Source organism: Oceanobacillus aidingensis, from assembly GCF_042654105.1.
GTDB classification, from domain to species: Bacteria; Bacillota; Bacilli; order Bacillales; family Amphibacillaceae; genus Oceanobacillus; species Oceanobacillus oncorhynchi.
Genome location: NZ_JBHSFT010000047.1, coordinates 114,959 through 136,272 on the forward strand (window position 1 = coordinate 114,959; position 21,314 = coordinate 136,272).

18 protein-coding genes and 1 riboswitch are annotated in these 21,314 nt (G+C 39.4%); of the genes, 4 read left to right on the forward strand and 14 right to left on the reverse strand.

Annotated features, from left to right (window positions below):
• Positions 1–573: 573 nt before the first annotated feature.
• The 13 genes from ACFO3P_RS18385 to ACFO3P_RS18445 form a co-directional block, all read right to left on the reverse strand.
• Positions 574–1,605, reverse strand: coding sequence for an NAD-dependent formate dehydrogenase (locus ACFO3P_RS18385; protein ID WP_212928196.1), 1,032 nt, complete (start codon positions 1,603–1,605; stop codon positions 574–576).
• Between the two features lie 370 nt (positions 1,606–1,975).
• The gene (locus ACFO3P_RS18390) at positions 1,976–2,338 is read right to left on the reverse strand and encodes a Na-translocating system protein MpsC family protein (RefSeq protein ID WP_042534049.1); all 363 of its coding nucleotides are present in this window, start codon (positions 2,336–2,338) and stop codon (positions 1,976–1,978) included.
• A 130-nt stretch (positions 2,339–2,468) separates the two neighbouring features.
• The gene (locus ACFO3P_RS18395) at positions 2,469–2,753 is read right to left on the reverse strand and encodes a hypothetical protein (RefSeq protein ID WP_289585145.1); all 285 of its coding nucleotides are present in this window, start codon (positions 2,751–2,753) and stop codon (positions 2,469–2,471) included.
• 22 nt (positions 2,754–2,775) lie between these two features.
• Positions 2,776–4,824, reverse strand: coding sequence for a DEAD/DEAH box helicase family protein (locus tag ACFO3P_RS18400; protein WP_289585144.1), 2,049 nt, complete (start codon positions 4,822–4,824; stop codon positions 2,776–2,778).
• A complete protein-coding gene (locus ACFO3P_RS18405; protein ID WP_379542573.1) occupies positions 4,806–5,087 on the reverse strand; it encodes a DEAD/DEAH box helicase family protein in 282 nt (93 codons plus the stop codon). The genes ACFO3P_RS18400 and ACFO3P_RS18405 overlap by 19 nt, the downstream gene beginning before the upstream one ends.
• A 393-nt stretch (positions 5,088–5,480) precedes the next feature.
• Positions 5,481–5,963, reverse strand: coding sequence for a LysM peptidoglycan-binding domain-containing protein (locus ACFO3P_RS18410; RefSeq protein ID WP_244882401.1), 483 nt, complete (start codon positions 5,961–5,963; stop codon positions 5,481–5,483).
• Between the two features lie 745 nt (positions 5,964–6,708).
• A complete protein-coding gene (locus ACFO3P_RS18415) occupies positions 6,709–7,317 on the reverse strand; it encodes a uridine kinase family protein (RefSeq protein ID WP_289585142.1) in 609 nt (202 codons plus the stop codon).
• A 299-nt stretch (positions 7,318–7,616) separates the two neighbouring features.
• Positions 7,617–8,303: a thiaminase II gene (gene tenA, locus ACFO3P_RS18420; RefSeq protein ID WP_289585141.1), complete on the reverse strand. Its 687-nt coding sequence runs from the start codon at positions 8,301–8,303 to the stop codon at positions 7,617–7,619.
• A gap of 90 nt (positions 8,304–8,393) precedes the next feature.
• Positions 8,394–8,496: riboswitch (TPP riboswitch) on the reverse strand.
• Positions 8,497–8,646: 150 nt separating this feature from the next.
• On the reverse strand, positions 8,647–9,687 hold the full coding sequence (locus ACFO3P_RS18425; protein ID WP_289585140.1) for an NAD(P)-dependent alcohol dehydrogenase: 1,041 nt from the start codon (positions 9,685–9,687) through the stop codon (positions 8,647–8,649).
• A gap of 319 nt (positions 9,688–10,006) precedes the next feature.
• Entirely contained in the window at positions 10,007–11,053 is a 1,047-nt protein-coding gene (locus tag ACFO3P_RS18430; RefSeq protein ID WP_289585139.1) for an NAD(P)/FAD-dependent oxidoreductase, read from the reverse strand.
• A gap of 504 nt (positions 11,054–11,557) precedes the next feature.
• Entirely contained in the window at positions 11,558–11,761 is a 204-nt protein-coding gene (locus ACFO3P_RS18435; protein WP_042534043.1) for a twin-arginine translocase TatA/TatE family subunit, read from the reverse strand.
• 27 nt (positions 11,762–11,788) lie between these two features.
• A complete protein-coding gene (locus ACFO3P_RS18440; protein ID WP_289585138.1) occupies positions 11,789–13,528 on the reverse strand; it encodes a GMC family oxidoreductase in 1,740 nt (579 codons plus the stop codon).
• Between the two features lie 21 nt (positions 13,529–13,549).
• The gene (locus ACFO3P_RS18445; protein ID WP_289585137.1) at positions 13,550–14,299 is read right to left on the reverse strand and encodes a gluconate 2-dehydrogenase subunit 3 family protein; all 750 of its coding nucleotides are present in this window, start codon (positions 14,297–14,299) and stop codon (positions 13,550–13,552) included.
• A gap of 832 nt (positions 14,300–15,131) precedes the next feature.
• Here ACFO3P_RS18445 and ACFO3P_RS18450 point away from each other — a divergent pair.
• Positions 15,132–15,386 carry a hypothetical protein gene (locus ACFO3P_RS18450; protein ID WP_289585136.1) on the forward strand — a complete coding sequence of 85 codons (255 nt, stop codon included), beginning with the start codon at positions 15,132–15,134 and terminating at the stop codon, positions 15,384–15,386.
• A gap of 144 nt (positions 15,387–15,530) precedes the next feature.
• On the forward strand, positions 15,531–16,922 hold the full coding sequence (locus ACFO3P_RS18455; protein WP_289585135.1) for an aminotransferase-like domain-containing protein: 1,392 nt from the start codon (positions 15,531–15,533) through the stop codon (positions 16,920–16,922).
• A 108-nt stretch (positions 16,923–17,030) separates the two neighbouring features.
• Here the strand turns inward: ACFO3P_RS18455 and ACFO3P_RS18460 are convergent, their stop codons facing one another.
• Positions 17,031–18,338 (reverse strand): MFS transporter, encoded by a 1,308-nt coding sequence (locus ACFO3P_RS18460; RefSeq protein ID WP_289585134.1) that lies wholly within the window; start codon positions 18,336–18,338, stop codon positions 17,031–17,033.
• A 521-nt stretch (positions 18,339–18,859) separates the two neighbouring features.
• Between ACFO3P_RS18460 and ahpC the strand changes: the two genes are divergently transcribed.
• Together ahpC and ahpF are read left to right on the forward strand one after the other, a co-directional pair.
• Complete coding sequence (gene ahpC, locus ACFO3P_RS18465; RefSeq protein ID WP_042534036.1) at positions 18,860–19,423, forward strand: alkyl hydroperoxide reductase subunit C; 564 nt, start codon at positions 18,860–18,862, stop codon at positions 19,421–19,423.
• A gap of 190 nt (positions 19,424–19,613) precedes the next feature.
• Positions 19,614–21,143 (forward strand): alkyl hydroperoxide reductase subunit F, encoded by a 1,530-nt coding sequence (ahpF, locus tag ACFO3P_RS18470; protein WP_193062140.1) that lies wholly within the window; start codon positions 19,614–19,616, stop codon positions 21,141–21,143.
• Positions 21,144–21,314 lie beyond the last annotated feature (171 nt).

The following is a 21,314-nucleotide window of genomic DNA, read 5'->3' on the forward strand; positions in this document are numbered from 1 at the left end:
ATATTCCATTTTCAACTGTTAAATCCATTTGATAAATGAAACCGAATCTATGGACTAGGAGCCAAATTCGAATATAATCAACGAGCCTCTAGATTAAACTTTTCTAAAATAGCAAATAAGGCAGCTTGTTGTAGTGACGTTGGCACTTCTATATTTTATTTGTTTTAAAGGCGATTGTATTCTTTGTAATAAACGGTCTATATATGCTGCGAGTATTCAACTATAAAACGAAAAAAGTTCAACTTAAATTAAGAGAGATTCTTTTGTGTTAGTAAACTATATTAAATGCTTCAAATATAATTTACTAATCTGTATAACATGGTTCACTTTTATATTTTTATATCATATAAAAAGAATCACTTTTCTGTTTTTGCCGAGGTTTATAGCTACCTAAAAAATAGCAGGCAAAATCACTGATAAGCAACTTTGCCTGCTATTTTTTCTAATTTTTTAGAAATATATTTTGCTGTTATTAATCTAAATTAGTTAGAGATTTCTTTTAAATTATCTCTGTAAAACTGTAGAGTTTAGCTTCTTTCCTAAAATGAGAGACATACATTTACGCTAATGCGCTTATTTATTTTTGTTTGTCTGATAACTTTGGTGGGAAACTTTATTTTTGTCTACAATAATATATTCATCTCTTATTGGTGTATTCTCCATTAAATTCGTTAACATCTCGATAACGCCTTTTTGAATTCTTTCCTGCGCCTCTACGGTCATACCAGAATAGTGTACTGTTAATCCTGTTTGTTTAAGAGAACGCCATGGATGATCTACTGGAGCTGGTTGTGGATACCAAACATCGCCGCCATATCTGATACGACCATCATTGACCGCATGAACAATTGCATTTTTATCTACAATTGCACCGCGAGCACAGTTAACAAGTACAGCATTTTCTTTCATTTGACTTATTATTTCCTGGTCGAATTTATTCTCAGTATCTGCAGTTAAAGGTGATTGAATAATCACTACGTCAGAGCTTTTAATTAGTTCACCGAACGTAACATATTCGACTCCGATTCTTTCTTCTGCATCTTTCTTTCTAAACGGATCATTATATTGCAATTCTACATTAAAAGCTTTTAATCGTTCTGCTGTTAATTGACCAATTCGGCCAAAGCCAAAAATGCCGACTTTTTTATTTAATAGCTCATTGGCACCAGAACCTACTCTTGGCAGATCCCATTCACCTTCTTCCGCTTGCCTGTGCCCCTCTTCATAATTTCTTAAGAGCAACAATGTTTCCATTACATTTTGCTCCGCAACACTTTCGTTATTACTGCCAGTTACCTCGGCTACCGTAATCCCTTTTTCTGCTGCTGCTTCTATATCGACATGGTCAGAACCAATTCCTGCAGTAATTGCCAGTTTAAGATTTTTTGCTTTTTCGACACGTTCTTTTGTAATATATGCCGGTAAAAAAGGAGATGATATAACAACATCCATATCTTCAATATGTTGATCGATTTCTTTATCATCAGTTATCAATACTAACTCATCTTCTGTGCCGTTCAGAAAATCTCTTAAGCCTAAAGATGCCTCTTTAGTTAGAAGTTGTGAAGAACCTGTTGACGCTGGAAATAATGCAACGATTTTCATTATAATCCTGCTCCTTTTCATTATAAATTTTCTTACTTCTCTCTTCAGGGTCTTTTTATTTACTTTAGCTCTCCATATAACACCCCCTTTATATAGAAAAAACCACCATCTTATAAAAATCGAAAGCGATTTTACAAGATAGTGGTTAGTAATTAGCACATAAGGTACCATAGACCAATCCGCCATTTATTTCTATATTAAATTCAAGTTATTTAACAACAATAAGCAATTTTGTTCTCAAGCATTAATCGGATACAAACCGAAACAATTTATTTATTTGATAACATAGCTGGATATCAATATCATGACCGTAGTTAGTAATCAGCACCTATGTACCATTGGCTAAGCTACCTAAAATAGTGTAATAGCTTTACAGTCTATCTATTGGTTTGTCAAATATAAATATTGAAATAGCTTCATCATCTTCCACATTAATATCCGCAAATAGTTTTAAAAATTTTGCACCAACTAATTCTTCTAAATCTGAAGGCCGTACTTTTTCATACAGTTGCTTCACCATTTGTGTCCTGGCTTGCCAGATCATTGTATGCCCTTCCTCGGTTTGAGCGATAAACTTTTCTACAGGACTAAGGCTCCCATTCATATAAGCAATAGCCCAAGTACCATGAAATGAGACTTTTATTTTCTCGGGGCCTTTTCCGATATGCTGTTTACGATAGGACCGAACTAGATTGGCAAACTGCTGTTCGACTTTATGAATAGTTGTGGACATGTATAAATCCTCTTTCATAAATAGTATTAATCTAATCTCAAAAATAATTATACCACTTTTTTTACATTAATCAAATTAAACCAATCAAATTAAACCGAAACACTAGATTAAAAATTATCTTTAGCCCCCGCTACTTCCATACGGATATTTGCTCCGATTTAGATACAAACTGCGCAGACATGGCTTTTGCTCTCGCTTGAAGCAATACTTGCCTTCCCTCCGGAGTTCTCGTATATACCAGTTCCGCTTTACCTAAGTGCTTTTCCCAACAAGCCAGGAAAAGTTCTGCCATTTCCTTATTTTGTGCCAGTATCGCAGGAACAGCATGGTAATCGATACGGTTCCACCATAATGTCCGCTGTTTTCGGACAACTATATATCTGGGACTCTCAAGTGGATCCAGTACCTCGCGCAATGCCTCCACATATATTTTTTGTTCATAGATGGGGGGCATTCTCTAACCAGCAAGTAATGACGCCATTTTCTTCTTCTGTCTGAATGAGGGAAACAGCTGGCTTTGTCTCTATCCAACTTGACTCAAATAAGGCCTGATATACGATAGTTCCAACTTCACTCATGCTTTTCTCGACACTAATATTACGAAATAAGATTTTAAGTAATCTCCAAATGAATGGAGAAGCAATAATAAGAGCAATAGCTATAATAATAACAACCACCCATAAAAAAGCACGAAAATTATCTTCCAAAATGCGGAAATTCGTTATTTCACCAAGTACATTATCTACAAAGAAAAAAATGATAGAAAGTATCGCGAGAATCAAGGCCTTGATGGTATTCGTAAATAATAATGGACGCGGCACCTGCTGTTTTTTGGCAGATATCTCTTCCTTTAAAGTCCCATCTATTTCAACTGCCGACTTCCAGCGCCGGAAAAGCTGCCCTCTCTCCCTTGCCAAATCACACATCTGCCGGTTGGACTGTTCCTTATCGATGCTGTAAAAGGGAGGTTCGGCCAATGATAGTCGACCAATCCCTGTTTGAATCACATTCTTCTGATGCCCTAGACCAATCAAGGCCTTAAAACGTCTTTTCAATGCAAGGTAATCCTCCCCGCCTTCTGTATTGGTAGCATCCAAGCAAACAAGATGCCATATATTGGCTGTTTTTTGCGGATTGTTTTTCTCTACACGAATGGCTCTTCCTCGCATCTGATTGGACAGCATAAAAGAACCAACATAAGAAGCGAGGACTAATGAATTAATAAACGGTGCATCCCAGCCTTCTCCAAGTAATGCAGCTGTACCAATTAATACAGTGATTTCGCCACGTTCAAATAATTTTGTCATCATTTGCACCATTCGATGCCGTGCACTGGTATTGATAGTGATTTCTACATAAGATGCATCATAGGACAGTTCCGCTGCTGTTATAGCAACATCCCATTGTTCGGCTAAATCTTCACAGGCTGCCAATACCTTCTTGGGAATAATAACAATCGATCCAGTTAAAACCCCAAGCGAGACATCCAATTCCCTGCGGCGCAATTGTTCAAAAACAGGTATAGCTCCCAAACGCCGGAGATCCTGCTCATCTTCTGCTTTCTTAGGCAAATCTTCTCGTCTAATATAATCTGTAAGAATAACCTGGCGCAGCTCTGTTCCTAATTCCTGTGCCTCAAAGGCTGTCACTTGCTGGATGCTGTTTAATTTCGACGGGCTCTGCACCAATAAACGGTTGATTCGATCATTCGCTGTTAAGACCACCCTGCGCTTTTCAACAGCTCCGAGACGTTGAAGGTAAGACTGTATTTCTTTTCGTACCGGCTCCTCTTCATCCATAATATGCTTATCTTGATATAGAAGATGTGTCAGCATGAGTTCCAGCCATTCCAAACTCCACTCCGGAATTTGTTTTTTCTTCAAGCCCATTATCGGAAGCGGCTTTGTCCAAGCAGTACTTTCCACTTCCTTTAAGAAAATAAGCATACTGGACAAATAAGCCGGCTCCGACAGAATTTCTTCTGCATATGTATCCGGATCGGTGATCCATGGATGTGCTTCTATTTTATCAATAAGTGCTGGGTTGTGACGTATGGATTGTTGAAATGCTATGACCTGACTTCGAAATTGGTTGATCTCCTCCTGCTCCTCATGGAGGGGGTCGGATATCCAGACATAATCTTGAAACGGAGCGAGCTCTGCTTCTCGTACCAGCTCTGCTATGCTTATTTCAGCATCAATCTCGCCGCACAGCTCCAAATAGCGGTTCCATTCTTGGATGGATACATCATATGGCGGAGTAGCTGTCAAAGCTACAATAGCTGGGTTAGTAAGATTTTTTCTAAAAGAAACAGCAGAACGCCACCATGCAGTGCGTAAATGATGTGCCTCGTCCAGTACCAATGTCTTTACATAAGAAGCAAGCTTTTCCTGTACTTCTTCCTCCTGAGCAGTCATCCATTGATGAAACCCTTGATAGGTTGCGACTGTAACCAAAGCCTTTTCCTTTAAATCTGTGTCATCCATTCCGGCTGATTACCGCTCTGATCAAATAATTCTACAAAACGGGCCACCCATTGGTCGCGGATGGCGATAGTCGGTGCCAGTATTAATGCAGGCTGATTAAAACGCAGCATCATCTCCAATCCGATAACTGTTTTTCCTGAACCTGAAGGAGCTACTAAATGTAAATGACGTTTATTCAGATAGGTGTCCATATCATCTATGATAGCTTGTTGATAAGATCTCCATGAATATTTAAACTGTATTCGCTCAGGGAAGCTCTCCATATCTGTCTCCTCATTTCCTTGCTCTCTATTCTATATTATCATCATGATCAGTGAAAGGAGATACGCTTATAATTGGCATTTCCATCGTTTATCCCTCTGTCACATCTTTTTATTCACATTATACGATTCAAGTGGAGAATCTGTCTATTGCTGCAATATTGAGTAATCATTTACTATTCTTTGTTCGTATCTATTTTGGTATTTTTGCTTATTTAATGACTAGTTATACGAATGTTAATACGTGTTTTCATAGCTTAATATAATAACTTATAACATATTCTTATATACGAAAAAGCAACCAGCCTACAGAAGATTCATAGGTGGTTGCTTTCTTTGCGTTAAATCGCGATAAGGTTTTTAACATAAAGTAAATCTGTCATCTAGTCCCTATACTTAATAGGTCCACACTTTAGCTTGAAGTTCTTGTACTCCAAATTCCAATGCATCGTCTAAGTCTTCCTTATAAATATCCAGATGGCCATTTGTAATAGCACTACCCCTGTCTTCGCACACGTAAGTTTCATCCTGCTCCGGGATATGTATTTTCGTGCCAAAAGGAAGCGATTGCGGACATGCAATGGTCCTTCCTTCTTCTACTTCCTCACCAGATGCTGTGATACCATAGGCTGGATCACCAGGTTCTTTACCAGTAGATTCTGGACCAGCTGTATAAGCTGTCACTGTAAAAGAGGCTCCGTTTTGATCTGGTATTGTTACTGTTTGCCCAGCTTCAATATATGCAGCATCCGATATGGATGGATTTGCTGCAATAAGCGCATTGACATCTACTTGATAGTTTTGTGCGATACGATAGACATTATCTCCCGGTTGCACTTCATGCTGCTGCTCAGCTGCTGCCGCCCCAGTAAAGAGCACGAATCCAGCCAAAGCAAGAAAAATTGAAAAAATATACTTGATAATAACACCTTCCTCTCCAATATGATAGTAACTATCTACCCCACTTCTTAGCTTATAAACTCAAATTCTATCTATTTAATCTAATTGTAATAAAAATGAAAAAATAGAAATATATTTTATTCTATTGATTATTTTCCATAGATGAGCATGCTGGTGAAGTTCTTGCGTAAAAACATCCAATCAATGAATTACTTTTTCGCATAACAAAGTGATAAAAACGATAAATAATTCACAACTCTCGAATTATTTATCGCAGGCTAATAACAGTATCATACGCTTTTAGTGCGTAATTTATAGTTGTATGGTAATCTGTTAAATTATTCTTCCCTCCGTCTTATCTTCCTCTTTTAATTTTAAAATAATGAAGGCAATGATTTTATCCCATTTTCCTTCTTGTCCAATTATATTCTATGTATAAGCGTACTAAGTAATCTGTCGTTGGAAAAAGAAATTGCGTGTTTATTATGTAAGCCTATGGCACCTTCCAAAAAACAGTCTGTAAAAAAGAGAAGGAATCTCTATCAAGTCTCTAATATGTTGGATGGGGGGTAACACAATGAGTCATCTGATTTATTCACAGAACAATTTGATAGAGAAACCTTATTCCTTATTGATAATGATAATCATTATCACTTTAATTGTCAATACATAATTACAATATTATTTAATTTAGGGAATGGAATCATTCCATTTAAGAGGTGCCTTACCCGTTCACGACGATTAAATCAAATGATGCCGGCGGGCACAAAACGGAGAAATAGTAGTCCTCTGCAGGATCCCATTGCTTATGCCAAGCCTCATCCGCATGCCCCTCTCTTACATTATGCCGATAACGGCGAACCTCTGGTAATACATCCACTAGAATCTTCAAATCAACAACATCAGAAAATTCGGGCAGCGAGCTATAAATTCCATCAAGAATAATGACCTTTGAGGGCTCTTTCGTTATGGAGGATGAGGCCAGACCGCTTTCAGCTGAAAAAGAAAAAGGATGATATTGAACGCTTTCCCCCGCTATAAGCGGTAACAATGCTTCTTTATGCAGACGTTGCCAGTCAATACATCTGGGACATTTCCATTCCGATGTAGAAGTATTCCATTTCTCGTCTGTAATCGTCGCGTCGAAAAACGCATCACACTGAATAACAGTTGCTCCTACGTGTGAAGCAACCTCAGCAGCCAGCGTAGATTTTCCTGCACCGCTCCCCCCGTCCAAAGCCACCACTAAGGGGCTGATTCGTCCTTTCAGGTATCCATTTATAGCGGATACGATTTGCTCGGAAGCTTTTCTTGTTACTTGAGTGTTTTTCACGATTATCCCTCCTCCGTGTCAGACACAAGATTAAATTCACTATCTACAAGTATTCATTTCTTTGGAATAAATGCTTATTAAACTAAATTTCCGGCTTCGGCTTGTTTGCTTCTTGCCATTACGAAAATTGTATCACAAGTAAATTAGCTGCATCGTGTTTTTAACAAAATTGCGCAGTTGGTATAATAAATACTTTTCCCTTCCAGTCCAAAAAAAGAACCCTCAGATAAATGAGAGTTCTTTAACATGGAACGAATAAACCGAACCCATTAAGAAATTGGAAGCCGTTCTGTTTCTTCTTAACGACTGTTCACTTTTTTACTTTCTGAAAGCCAGCCTTCAAGATTGTAGGACATTTCCCAGAAATGGAGTTCGTATTCTTTTGCGATAATAAATTGTTCTTTTACCTTCTCTTTTTCCTTATCATTCATATCTTCAACTAAAGTGTTTAGTAAATTAATCATTTCGGTAGTTGAATCTTGAAACCAGTCACTCGCATACATTTTAATCCAGTTACGATAAATTTCCGGCTCTGGAGTGGCATTTTCATTCACTTTTCCGATGTCCGCATATAACCAATAGCATGGCAGTATGGCAGCCACAGTATGTGCTAGATTTCCAGACAGGCTTGCTCGATACAAATGCGAAGTATAGGCATACGCAGTTGGCGCTGGTTTGAAGTTATCTAAATCTGCTTGTGTAATATTTAAAATCTCAGCGTGCTCGTTATGCACGGTCAGTTCAGCCTCTGCTGTAAAGCGCGCTTTATCAGCTAAAAGAGCAGTCAGCTTAAAATCTTCGGCCTGGGATGCTGCAATCGCGTGGATCTTACCGTAATGTTTTAAATAGTAAATATCTTGTAAAATATAATACTTAAATGTTTCTAGCGGCAAATCTCCTTTCACGATTCCTTGCACAAATGGGTGATGAAAACTTTGCTCCCAGCTTTCCTTCGTTGCAGCACGTAATTCATCCGTAAATTTCATAAAAAAATCCTCCTTTAATCTTTTTTCTAAAGACTCGTAGAAGGAAGCATCTGCATACAAAAACATACACACGAAAAAATAGCGCATGGTTGTCTGCTTATTCTACTTCCCTCCGCTGGCCTTAACCAGATCAGGTTCTAAGGGTGCTAAATATACATTTATCTCAGCCGTTACGGCGCCCCTAGCAGAAAATTGAAATGTATTCGATTGTCTATTATGGTAGCAGAACAAATTGTTAAGTCAAGTCTTTTTTGTTTATAAGAAAATCAGCAAAGAAATAATCAAATCTATTAAAAAAATAGGTTTCCAAGAAGCTTAAAAAACTAGTGTGTTTCACTCGTTATCATGGATAAATCATTATCTTAATGCTAGTATCCTTCTGATTTACGGCGGTTTCTACAGCCTCTTTGATATTATCTAAACGATACTTATGGGTAATTACATCCTCGAGACCAAGGTCCTGACTGCCAATTGCCTGTATTGCTGTCGGATAACTGTTTGCATAGCGAAAAACACCGTGAATGTCGTATTCTGAATCGACGATATGGGTAATATCTACAGGTATTTCTGAGGATGCAGGTAATCCAACTAATACAATCCTTCCTCCGCGTTTCGTAATCGTCAGTGCATCCTGAACCGCCCGGCCATTACCTGAAGTTTCAACGGCGATATCCAAACCACTGCCAGCTGTTGCCTTTTCTATCTCCTCATGAATATTATCTTGTGTTGGATCAAATACCTTTGTCGCGCCAAATTTCTTCGCTAATTCTCTGCGATATGGTACCACATCCGAGCAATAGATTTCGTTCACTCCGAATATTTTCGCTGCCTTGATCGCTAACAGCCCAATAGGTCCTAAACCGGTTATCAGCATTTTATCATTGGGATGAACTTTTCCGCGCTGCATCGCATGAATGCCAACAGAAAGCGGTTCAATTAAAGCCCCTTCTTCATAGCTCATTTGATCCGGTATTTTAAAGGCGAAATCACTGCGAATCGTGACATATTCAGACCAAGCTCCGTCAACTGGCGGAGTTGCCATAAATTGTACTTCCGGGCAGAGATTGTATCGGCCTGATTTACAATATTCACAAGTTCCGCATACCACACCCGGCTCGACAGCTACACGGTCGCCTGCCGCAAGATTCTCAACCTGACTGCCAGCTTTAACAATATCTCCTGCTAATTCATGCCCTAAAATGAGTTGTTCTTCTACGACATAACGCCCGATTTTTCCGTGTTCGTAGTAGTGCACATCAGAGCCGCATACACCGATACACTGCACTTTGATTAATACTTCATTTTCCTTTGGTTCTGGTATATTTATTTCCTTAACCTCAATATCCAATGGCTTATTCAGAACTGCTGCCTTCATCTTTTTCATTCCTCTACACCTCTTTGATATGTATTGTTTTGCCAAGCGTATAAATACGTCATCCTATACTATTTTGGAAAAATAGAGAGCTATAATTTTTTAAGAACATATTCTTCATTGTAACATGCGTGTTGATATACGATAAATAAACGTGCGATCTTTCTCTTTTTATAGAATACAATGTGCTATAAGCTCTTCCTCTATTTTCTTAGAACAGCTTCTCAATGTAAGGCATTCCATTTCCTCCAAAATTAAAACACTATCTTTGTTCGAGATAGTGTCAATAAGAAGATGGCATGTATCATTTAAATTCATATTTTCTGCCTTATTATTTCGTATACAAGTGAGAAAGCAGCTTTCTGTTTTTTTCATGAAATTTTGAGTTGTGAGAAGAGACATAAATCTCATTATAGGCATCCGGCTTCATATACAGCTTTGCTTGATTCACTGTATTCGCTGCATCATTGTACGCGCCGGCAATTAAGTGCACCTTTCCATCGAATGAAAGAATATCACCGGCAGCATATAAACCAGCTATGTTCGTTTCAGCTTTTCCGGATCCTTTTACGAAAAAGTCCTGTTCAAGTTCTACTTTCAACGGACTTTCTTTAATAAATTTCAGCTCTCTGTCAAATCCATGATTAATGATTAAATCGTCCACTTCAAAACGAACTTTTTCCCCGGTTTTTTGGTTTTTCATCAAGATTTCTTTGACATGATGACCTTCTTCGTCTGCAAGCAATTTTTCTATTTTTGTATTTTTATAGATATGGACAGAGGAGGCTTCCAGATGAGCGATATGCGCTTCCATTGCTTTGAATTCCTCCCCTCGATAAACCAATGATACCTGTTCCGCAATGGGCTCTAATTCGGTAGCCCAGTCAATGGCCGTATCTCCTCCGCCGGAAACAATCACTTTCTTATCTTTAAACCTTTCAAGGCTCTGTACTGTGTAATGAAGATTGCTTACCTCGAAACGGTCCGCTCCCTCTATATCCAATTTAATTGGTTCCAGAATACCTCCGCCAGTTGCCAAAATAACCGTTCGGCTAACGTATTTATGTCCTGTATTGGTTGTAACCACAAAACAATCTTCCATATTCTTTTCAAGTTTTTCCACTTTTTCATTTAAAATAACTTCCGGGTTAAATGTACGTGCCTGCGCTTCCATTTGCTCTATCAATTGAGCGCCGGTAATCGGTGTTAGTCCTCCTATATCCCAAATCATTTTTTCAGGATAGATATGAACCTTCCCTCCGAGGTTTGGTTTAAATTCGATAATGCGGGCAGATAGATCGCGCATCCCGCAATAAAAGGCCGCATACAATCCAGCCGGGCCACCGCCTATAATGGTTACATCTTTGCATTCTGTCATCGTCTAACAACCTTCCATAAGTTAAATTTTCTGTATTCTTTTTCTAATATTCGTGAGGATTCACACCAGATCGATAAAAAACACACGCTAAAATATTGGATAATATCTAGAATGATGCGCAAATTGGGAGATGAAAAATGTCTTCAATTACTTCAATTCGCGAACGCCTTAGTTGGACCTGGGACTGCGTTTACTCGTCCCATCAAAACCGCTAGATAAAGAAATCCTACTATTTAATGATAATGATAATCATTATCATTATAAATGTCAATGTGTCTTTTTTTATTTCTATCTTTTCGTTCCTGATTAAGCTACTTAAAAAAACCGGTAAAAGTCATCTCATACACAGCAAAAAAGTCTTGTACCTAAAGGATTCTGCCGGTGCAGCTCTCTTTTTTAGTACAAGACTTCAAATTTCTTTCTATGAAAACAGCTATACTAATAAACCTCAAACTCATATTCATCGGATACGCTTATTGCATTGCAGAATATTAACATAAGATTTCAACCTTCTCTGTTGACTTTCGGTATTTCCTTTGTTTCACTCGCTTCTTCATCACTTATGATGCCTTCTGCTGATTTTTTAAATGAAGTCAGTGTTTTCCCTAAGGCAGAACCAATTTCAGGCAGTTTTTGGGGACCAAAAATGATCAAAGCCAGAATAATAATCAGAATCAAGCCTGGGATACCGATATTGGAAAGCCCCATCCTGTTCCCTCCTCTTTTATTCTATCATTAAACATGCTGGCTGTTTTTACTCACTTGGACCAATTGGCCTCCCTCATCGAGAAATTTAATAATCCCTTCCGCAGCCCGATATGCCAGTGCCCCTACCGTGCCAGTCGGGTTGTAGCCGCCATTATGGGCGAAAGCAGAAGCACCGACAACAAATAGATTATCGACCTCCCACATTTGTGAATAGTTATTTACTGCAGAGGTTTCTGGGTCAGCACCCATAATGACACCGCCCGTATTATGGGTTGTCTGGTATGGGACGATATCATAATGTTCGCTGATTTCTCTGACGTCCACGTGATCGGCACCCATTTCTTTTAGAATCTCTCCGGCTTTTTCCGAAAGATAGCGATGTAAGTTCCGGTCCTGCTCTGTAAAATCGTACGTTAACTTCAATAAAGGATTACCATATGCATCTTTATAGTTTTCATCCAAGCTTAAATAATTGTTGCGATGCGGCATGGAAGCTCCTTGTGCACCAACAGAAAGAGATCGATTAAAATAATGCAGTGACTGCTCTTTAAAATCCTTACCCCATGATGGCGTGCCCTTAGGAACTGGATTGCTTTCAATTGGCCGGCGTCCTGTTTGTGTAATTGATAAGGAACCGCCATGAATGAAATCTAAAGCTTTATGATCGAAATTATCTCCATTGTAATCATCTACGGTAGCCCCAAGCGAGCCTGCTCCCATAAAAGTGTTAAACTTCTCGTTTTCAAAGAAGCCCGTTGCGCCACCCCCGATTTGATAGCAATAATTCTTCCCGATGACGCCTTTTCCAGTTTCCGGATTATAAGGCTTGCCAATTTCTGATTGAAGCAGTAAACGCGTATTGTTTAATACATAGCTTGTCAAAATGACCACATCTGCAGGTTGTTCAAACTCCTCTCCCGTTTGCACATCGACATAAAGGACACCGGTTGCCTTCCCATCATTATGAAGTACCTCGACCACGTTGGAGTCAGGCCGCAATTCAAAGTTTCCTGTTTTTTTTGCAGTAGGGAGAACGGTGATATTCGGGCTTGACTTTGCTCCGTACTCACAACCAAATCTCTCACAGAAACCGCAATACTGACAAGCATTGATTGTTTCCCCATCCGGATTTTCATATGCCTCCGATAAATTTGCGGACGCCATCTGGATAGGATGAAGATTTAAATTCTTAGCAGCTTTTTTAAAGCGATCCAAGATGGGAGTGCTTTTCATTGGGCCTGTCGGATAATCGTTCTTCCGAGGAGCTCCCATTGGATTCTCTTCTCCGCTGATGCCAGTAGTTTGTTCAAATTTATAAAAATAAGGCTCTAGCTCATCATAAGTGATGCCCCAGTCCTGTAATGTATAATCGTCGCTCAGCTTGTCCTTTCCATATTTTTTATCTGTTTCCGATTTGATTTCCAAGTCATATGGCAAAAAACGCCACGTATGTCCATTCCAATGATCTCCAGCACCGCCGACACCTTCTCCCAGAAGAAATGAACCTAATTGTCTCATGGGCAGTGCATGTTCATCCCGTTTATTCCGAAATGTGATGGTTTCTTTCGAGGTATCCTGCATCAGCCCATAACGGACAGCGTAACGGTATTCATCATGAACCATATGAAAATCTTCTGTTCCTCTGTCACCGCCTCGTTCCAGACCAACGACTTTATATCCTTCCTTTGTCAACTCTGCGGCAATAATACCGCCTGTCCAGCCAACCCCAACAGTGACAACATCTACCTTGTCCAATTTCTTTGCCATATCAACAGCCTCCTCATCGTATTACAAATGATCGTTTAATGCTTTTGGTTCCATCTCTATAAAGCTTTCATCCTCAATTTTATCGGTATAACTCATTTGACTGCCTGGATATTCCTTCATTTTCCAACCGCGCATTTTATCATTCCCGCCATATAAAGGATCAGCATAAGCACCTGCGAGTGTTGATGCACGCAGCATTTTGAAAAACTCAGAGGACGCAACCCCTTTTAATTTTACTTCGTCATTTTCAAATTTCTGCAATATTTTATCCTGCTGTTCTCCTTCCAAATCTATAAAAGACTCCTTATAATCATTTTGGCTTTCCTGCTCTAATGCACGAATTCCCTGCATAAAGATTTCATGACGTTTTAATGCAGACTGATAGCCTTGAAAAGGGGTTCCCTTACGAAAGGGACCTTGCATATATTCTTTATCATTATTTCCATATGCTCCTGCTAACTGATGATCAATAAAATAGGGAACTCCAAGAGCTAACGCGCCAGGTCCATTATCATCTTCTGGAAATATACGCTCCGTCACTGCACCAAGCGTATTAAAATCAGCATGTCTTGTGAAATACATTAATGCCTGGTTGAAATTCTCCTCTTCTTTTACAGTAGGTGCAGCTGGCTGTTTCGTTCCACTCCCACCAAAGCTTGCTCCAAACACAGATCCTATCAAACCGCCGCCGATAAGACCTCCTGCTACATACCCGGAATTCTTTACAAATTTTCTGCGTGACATCTTAGAACCTTTTGACTCTTCAGCCATTTTACTCCCGCCTTTCTAAAACAATTAAAATGTTACAACTAGAATGTAAAAAAACTCATTTTGAGTGAGTTATCAGGATGGGAAAGGAATGATTCTGCTTTGGATACGTTCTAAAACTTCCTGCTTTGCGTACCCTTTCTTTATTTCAAGTTTATTTTTCTATGTTCTCTCTATACGTTTTGATACTTTCACTAGTTTTTAGTTCGTTATTACATCTATATGTTTTCTCTGATGGTCATATACCTTGTAAGTCAAAAAATACGAAGATTGGTTTGTTGTTATTTCTAATATTCTATGGCAATCAGGTCATCTCTAAACAGTCAATTCAATTAAATATATAGATAACTTCTTTTACTCCATTTGGTTTCTTAAAAGGAACAATGTTTAATTAAAGTGCCTGCTTCTCAAAAAAGAAACTTTGGATTTACGATGATTTTAGTAACCAAATGAATACAGACTTATCGTTTGAACTACGCAATATAGATTTATTTTCCGGAAAATACTTCAGCTGCGATGAAGCGCTGATAAAGCGATTTATAGAAGGTGTTCGTATAAAATGAAAACATTAGTATTCGTTTTTCACCCCAATTTGGCTAAATCTCGTGGAAACCAGTATTTAATTGAAGAATAAAGAAGCAGCCTAACGTTACTTTCCACGATGTTTATAGAGCTTATTCCAAGGAATAAATCGATGTTCAAGAGGAACAAAAGCTGGTAGAAAATCATGATCGTATTATTTTTCAATTTCCTTTCTATTGATACAGCGTCCCTCCATTGGAAGCAGCTGTTAACTTTGTCGGTGCACATTATTTACCGCCATTTGCGCTGAATGGTGTCGGTCATCAAGGAGGAACAACTTGCTGAAATCACAAAAGAGTATGTAGATTATGCGTTGAACCCGGAGCTGCTTACCCCCTGCTATAAAAAGACACAGCGGAGCAGCCGTTTGCTCGATAATGACAAACAAACTAAAAACCAAACCTTATTTTATTGGAAGGTTTGGTTTTTAGTTTGTCAGGATCGGCAATTTGCTCTGCAATTGCAATTGCAATTGCTTCCTAAGGCATTAACTCATCATGAGGTTTAGTAAATTCAAAAAAAGAATTGCAGATGGGAAGAATATGCTTATACAATATAAAGCAAGGATGTTATTCAGTATTTTAAGAAATCATTGAAATTGTAAGAAACTGTCGAAATAAACAGCGTAAAATTGTATAAGAGGGGGAAGAACATGTCTATTAATTCTTTTGAAAACTATCCGATGTCTTGGAAACCGTTGCTCAATAAAAACAAAAAGCCAGTTTATCAAACTCTCGCCCAGCAATTGGAGGACGATATACTAAATGGAAATTTATTTCCAGGAACAAAGCTTCCTCCTCAGCGAGAGTTGGCTGATTATTTAGATTTAAATTTAAGTACCATTTCAAAAGCTTTTAAAATGTGCGGGTTAAAAGGCTTGTTAAGTTCATCTGTCGGCAGCGGAACTTTTGTAGCTTACGATGCGCTATCCAATGCCTATTTACTAGAGGATACAAAGCCAAAGCATTTAATCGAAATGGGCGCTACATTGCCTGATAATGATTCTTATAAACTACTTCAGCTCCAATTAAAAAGCATGGCACAGGAAACAGACTATGAAAAATGGTTTGGTTATGGCCGTGCCGGAGACAGTCTTTGGCAAAAAGACGCTGCCGTAAAATTTATCAAAAGAGGCGGCTATGAAACGACTGTTGACCATATCTTATTTGCAAATGGAGGACAAAATGCCATTACGGCTATATTAGCCAGTCTCTATAAATCCGGCGACCGTATTGGCGCTGATTCCCATACTTATCCTGGATTAAAAACGGTTGCCGCAATGTTTGGTATACACATCATACCGATCAAAGCAGAGAATCATATCATGAGCCCCTCTGCTTTTGAAGATGCCTGTAAAAACGAGCATATCAAAGGGATATATGTAGTTCCCGACTACCACAATCCAACAGCTTGCTGTATGCCTGTCGAAAATCGAAAAGAAATCGCAGCAATTGCTAAAAAGTATAACCAGATTATTATAGAAGACGCGACATATAACCTTCATCATAAAAAAGCATATCCGGCAATTGCCGCTTTTGCGCCTGAACAGACCATTTATGTTGCCAGTTTATCAAAGTCCATAGCACCAGGGCTGCGATTAGCTTATGTGGCGGCGCCGAAACAATATAAGGAGCTCATTTCAAAAGCACTGTATAATTTAAATATATCCGTCTCTCCCTTATTAGCAGAACTGGCAGCACGGACCATTGTATCCAACCAGTTTGAAGATTTAATTGAAGGACATCTTCATGAAGCGATTCGCAGGAATGAAGTTTTTGACCGTTATTTGGCTGATTGCACATGCTTGGGGGCTGATATAGGCATCTTCCGCTGGGTGCTGCTGCCAGGCAAAATAACAGGTGCGCAATTTGAATTGCTTGCCGCACAGCAAGGTGTACAAGTCTACGCAGCAGAACGCTTTGTAGTTGGTAACAGTTCTCCAGAAAGAGCTGTAAGAGTTGCCGTTTGTGCCCCGGAAACAACTGAAGAGCTCGAGCATGGCCTGATTATTCTTAAACGATTACTAGACAGCATCCTTTCATAGGATTGAAAGCATCCAAAATGCCTGAACTTTTGAGATGAAAGGATTCAGGCATTTAGATAAATATATGTGTTATTTCATTCTTATATCAAAAGATGTATACGCATCACTCTATGAAGCTCTTTTCTGTTTATTAATATCTGCCCAAATAATGATAGGTATAAGCAGTAATGAAAGAATCGCACCACCAATGGAAAGGAATGCATAACTGGAATTTGCTACAATCATTCCAGATATTCCGCCCCCTAACGCTCCGGACAAAGCAATCCAGACATCTACGGTTCCCTGCGTCTTCGCCCGGCTGTCTAATGAAGTAGAGTCTACCAGGATTGCGGTTCCACTAATCAAACCAAAATTCCAACCAAGACCAAGTAACACGAGCGCTGTAATAAGTACTGTCATCGAATCCGCAGGTCCCAACGCAGCTAAAACACCAGAAGCAAGCAGCGTAACCGCAGAAGCAACAGCCATCGTAGCCCGGCCGACTTTATCGACTAAGCTCCCGGTTATTAAAGAAGGAAAATACATTGCGCCAACATGAAAACCAATCACTAGGCCGACAGCCTGCAAGTCATGCCCATGATGCCCCATATGTATCGGCGTCATAGTCATAATGGCAATCATAACAAACTGCGTTAAAACCATTACTGCAGCTCCTGCCCAAATACCTTTCCTGTTTTTGGGTAGCCCACCCATGTTTTTTTCTGTCTTTGAATGGCTGTTGCTTTTCTCGGAATTAGAGATGGCTTTCGCTACAAGCAGCGGATCAGGACGCAGATAAAATAAAAGTACCAATCCTGCTAGTATATAAGCTGCTGCTGCTAATATAAATGGGCCTGCCAAAGCAGGTACTCCCAGAAATATCGCAACATCTCCCATAAATTCCACCAGATTCGGTCCGGCAACAGCGCCTAATGTAGTAGAAACCATGGCCATACTTACAGCTTTAGCCCGTTGCGTTGAACCTGCCAAGTCTGTTCCTGCATAACGCGCTTGCAGATTGGTGGCTGTTCCTGCCCCGTAGATAAACAGCGCAATAAATAAAAGGACAATGCTGTTCATTAATGCAGCCATAACGACACCAATGGCCCCAATCCCTCCAGTTAAAAAACCTGCTGAAAGTCCAAAACGACGTCCGTAGCGTTGAGAAAGCCGTCCTACAAGTAACGCTGTCCCTGCAGATCCTAAGGTAAATAATGCTGTAGGAATCCCTGTTATGCTATCTGTTCCCAGCATATCCTGTGCGAGGAGCGCCCCTACGGTAATTCCCGCTGCAAGACCTGCGCCTCCAAATATTTGAGACATAATGACAACCATTAATGTTTTCTTATACAGTTGTTTTTGTTTTTCTGGAGAGTCAATATATGCTTGCAGCCAAGCTGAACTATCTCCAAGTTTTATTTCATTATCTTCCGCCATTTTATCCCGCCTTCATACTAATACAGTTCTTTTTTAGTAACAATCATAATATTTAGATAGCTTATCACGAATGAAAAAACCATACAACACAATAATTGTATGGCAAACAATATTATAAAATTATTGTATGGCGGCCAAATAGATGAAGCATTTCTATTCTATGACGCCCTTCTATGATTTCTTTTGAAACGCCGCCCCTGCTTTTATCTGTTTCTGGAATTGTTCTTTGCAGTTCTGTGAAGAAAAACACAAATTGCCCCTTTTTCATTTGCCGAATCCGTTCGCAAATGTTATACTCTATTCTCAATTAGTTATTCAATTTTAGAATAAAAGAACAATATAAGACAGCTTATTTCGTTCACAATTTGTTAATAATTCAAGTGAAATAATGCACTTTTTCACTTGGGTTCCTTGACAAATTATCTCTAATTTATAATAATTATTATTAGATTATAATTATTGTTTTTATTGATAAAAATCAATAATTATAAGATTACTATTTTGCAAGGAGGACATACATTATGTCACTAATAGGTAAAGAAGTACAACCATTTCAAGCAACTGCATTTCATCAAGGTGAATTTGTAGATGTATCCGAAGAAAATTTCAAAGGTCAATGGAGCGTTGTTTGTTTCTATCCAGCAGACTTCTCTTTTGTTTGCCCGACCGAATTAGAGGACTTACAAAATCAATATGCTGAATTAAAAAATCTTGGTACAGAGGTTTATTCTGTTTCTACAGATACACATTTTGTGCATAAAGCATGGCATGAAGCATCAGATGCTATCAACAAAATTGAATATACGATGATTGGTGACCCTTCTCAGCAAATTTCCCGTAACTTTGAAGTATTAAGAGAAGATGCAGGACTGGCTGATCGCGGTACATTTATTATTGATCCAGACGGCGTTATCCAAGCTGTAGAAATTAACGCTGATGGTATTGGCCGTGACGCCAGCACATTAATCAATAAAATCAAAGCGGCACAATATGTACGTGAAAATCCAGATGAAGTTTGCCCTGCTAAATGGGAAGAAGATGGAGAAACATTAAAACCAAGCCTAGATTTAGTTGGAAAAATCTAAGAAAGCACGGTTAGCCGGTTAACGGCTGTAATTTAAATTTAAACGGGGTTCGGCGTTACGTGCGTCGAACTTCCTTTGTGTTATACAGCCTATCGATACAGATTTCTCCATCAGGGGAAATTCCGAGACAGCTATGAACAAAGAGATTCATTTTAGTTTTTCCGATTTTAATAGAGAAAAGAGGTTTACTATGCTCGATCAAGAAATCAAATCACAACTTAAAGAATATTTGCAGCTATTGGAAAATGACATTGTACTCAAAGTAAGCTTTGGCGCTGACGATGTTTCCAAAGAAGCAGAGGAACTGGTCAATGAAATTGCCGGAATGTCTGATAAAATCACAATCGAACAAGGTGAATTCCCGCGCACTCCGACCTTTAGCGTAAATCGTCCTGGAGAAGATTCAGGCATTGCTTTTGCCGGTGTTCCACTTGGGCATGAATTCACCTCTCTTGTTCTTGCATTATTGCAAGTGAGCGGCCGTCCGCCGAAAGCAGATGTGAAACTCCTGGAACAAATCAAGCAATTGCAGGGACCGCTCCATTTTGAATCGTATGTCAGCCTTTCCTGCCATAATTGTCCTGACGTAGTCCAGGCCTTGAATTTAATGAGCGTGGTTCACCCTGCAATTACGCATACCATGATTGAAGGATCTGCATTTAAAGAAGAAGCAGACGATAATGGCGTGATGGCCGTCCCATCTGTCTTCTTAAATGGAGAATCCTTTGTTAACGGACGCCAAACTCTAAAAAGCATCCTTGAAAAATTAGGCAATACGACTGTGGATGTATCCGGCCTGAACGATAAAGAAGCATTTGATGTGCTTGTTGTCGGCGGCGGTCCTGCTGGCGCCAGCGCAGCTATCTATGCAGCACGAAAAGGAATTCGTACCGGTGTCGTAGCGGAACGCTTTGGCGGACAGGTTCAAGATACCATGGGCATCGAGAACTTCATCACTACCAAATATACAGAAGGTCCGAAATTGGCAGCAAGCCTGGAAGAGCATGTTCGCGATTATGAAGTTGATATCATGGACTCGATGCGTGCTAAATCACTGGAGAAAAAAGACTTATTTGAATTAGAACTGGAAAATGGTGCAACACTGAAAAGTAAAACAGTTGTGCTTTCCACCGGTGCACGCTGGAGAAATATTGGCGTCCCCGGGGAAGCAGAATTCAAAAATAAAGGGGTTGCTTATTGCCCGCACTGTGACGGCCCAATTTTTGAAGGAAAAGATGTAGCGGTTATCGGCGGCGGTAATTCCGGGATTGAAGCAGCCATTGATTTAGCCGGAATCGTTAAGCATGTCACAGTTCTTGAATTCCTTCCCGAACTGAAAGCAGATAAGGTTTTACAAGAGCGTGTATATAGCTTGCCAAACGTAACAGTTATCACAAATGCTCGTACTTCTGAAATCTATGGTGATCAAAAAGTGCAAGGGCTTCGCTATGTTGACCGTGAAACGGAAGAAGAACACAGCATCGAACTTGCTGGTGTCTTTGTACAAATTGGCCTTGTGCCAAATACGGAATGGCTGGAAGACACGGTGGAACGCAGCAAATTTGGAGAAATCATTGTAGATAAACGCGGTTCTACCAATATTCCCGGCGTATTCGCTGCAGGAGACTGCACAGACAGCGCATATAAACAAATCATTATTTCAATGGGATCTGGAGCCACTGCGGCTTTAGGTGCATTTGATCACTTAATTCGTAATTAAGGCGGAAAGACTAGCGGGAAAATCCTGCTAGTCTTTTTATCTATGAATCAATTTAACTTTTATTTGGCGCAAACATAGGCAACGCTGCCGATAGAATCTGGATTTTCCAACTGATCTATCATCGATGTAGCCAATTCGGCCCCAGTTATACGTCCCTTCCCTTTTGGTACA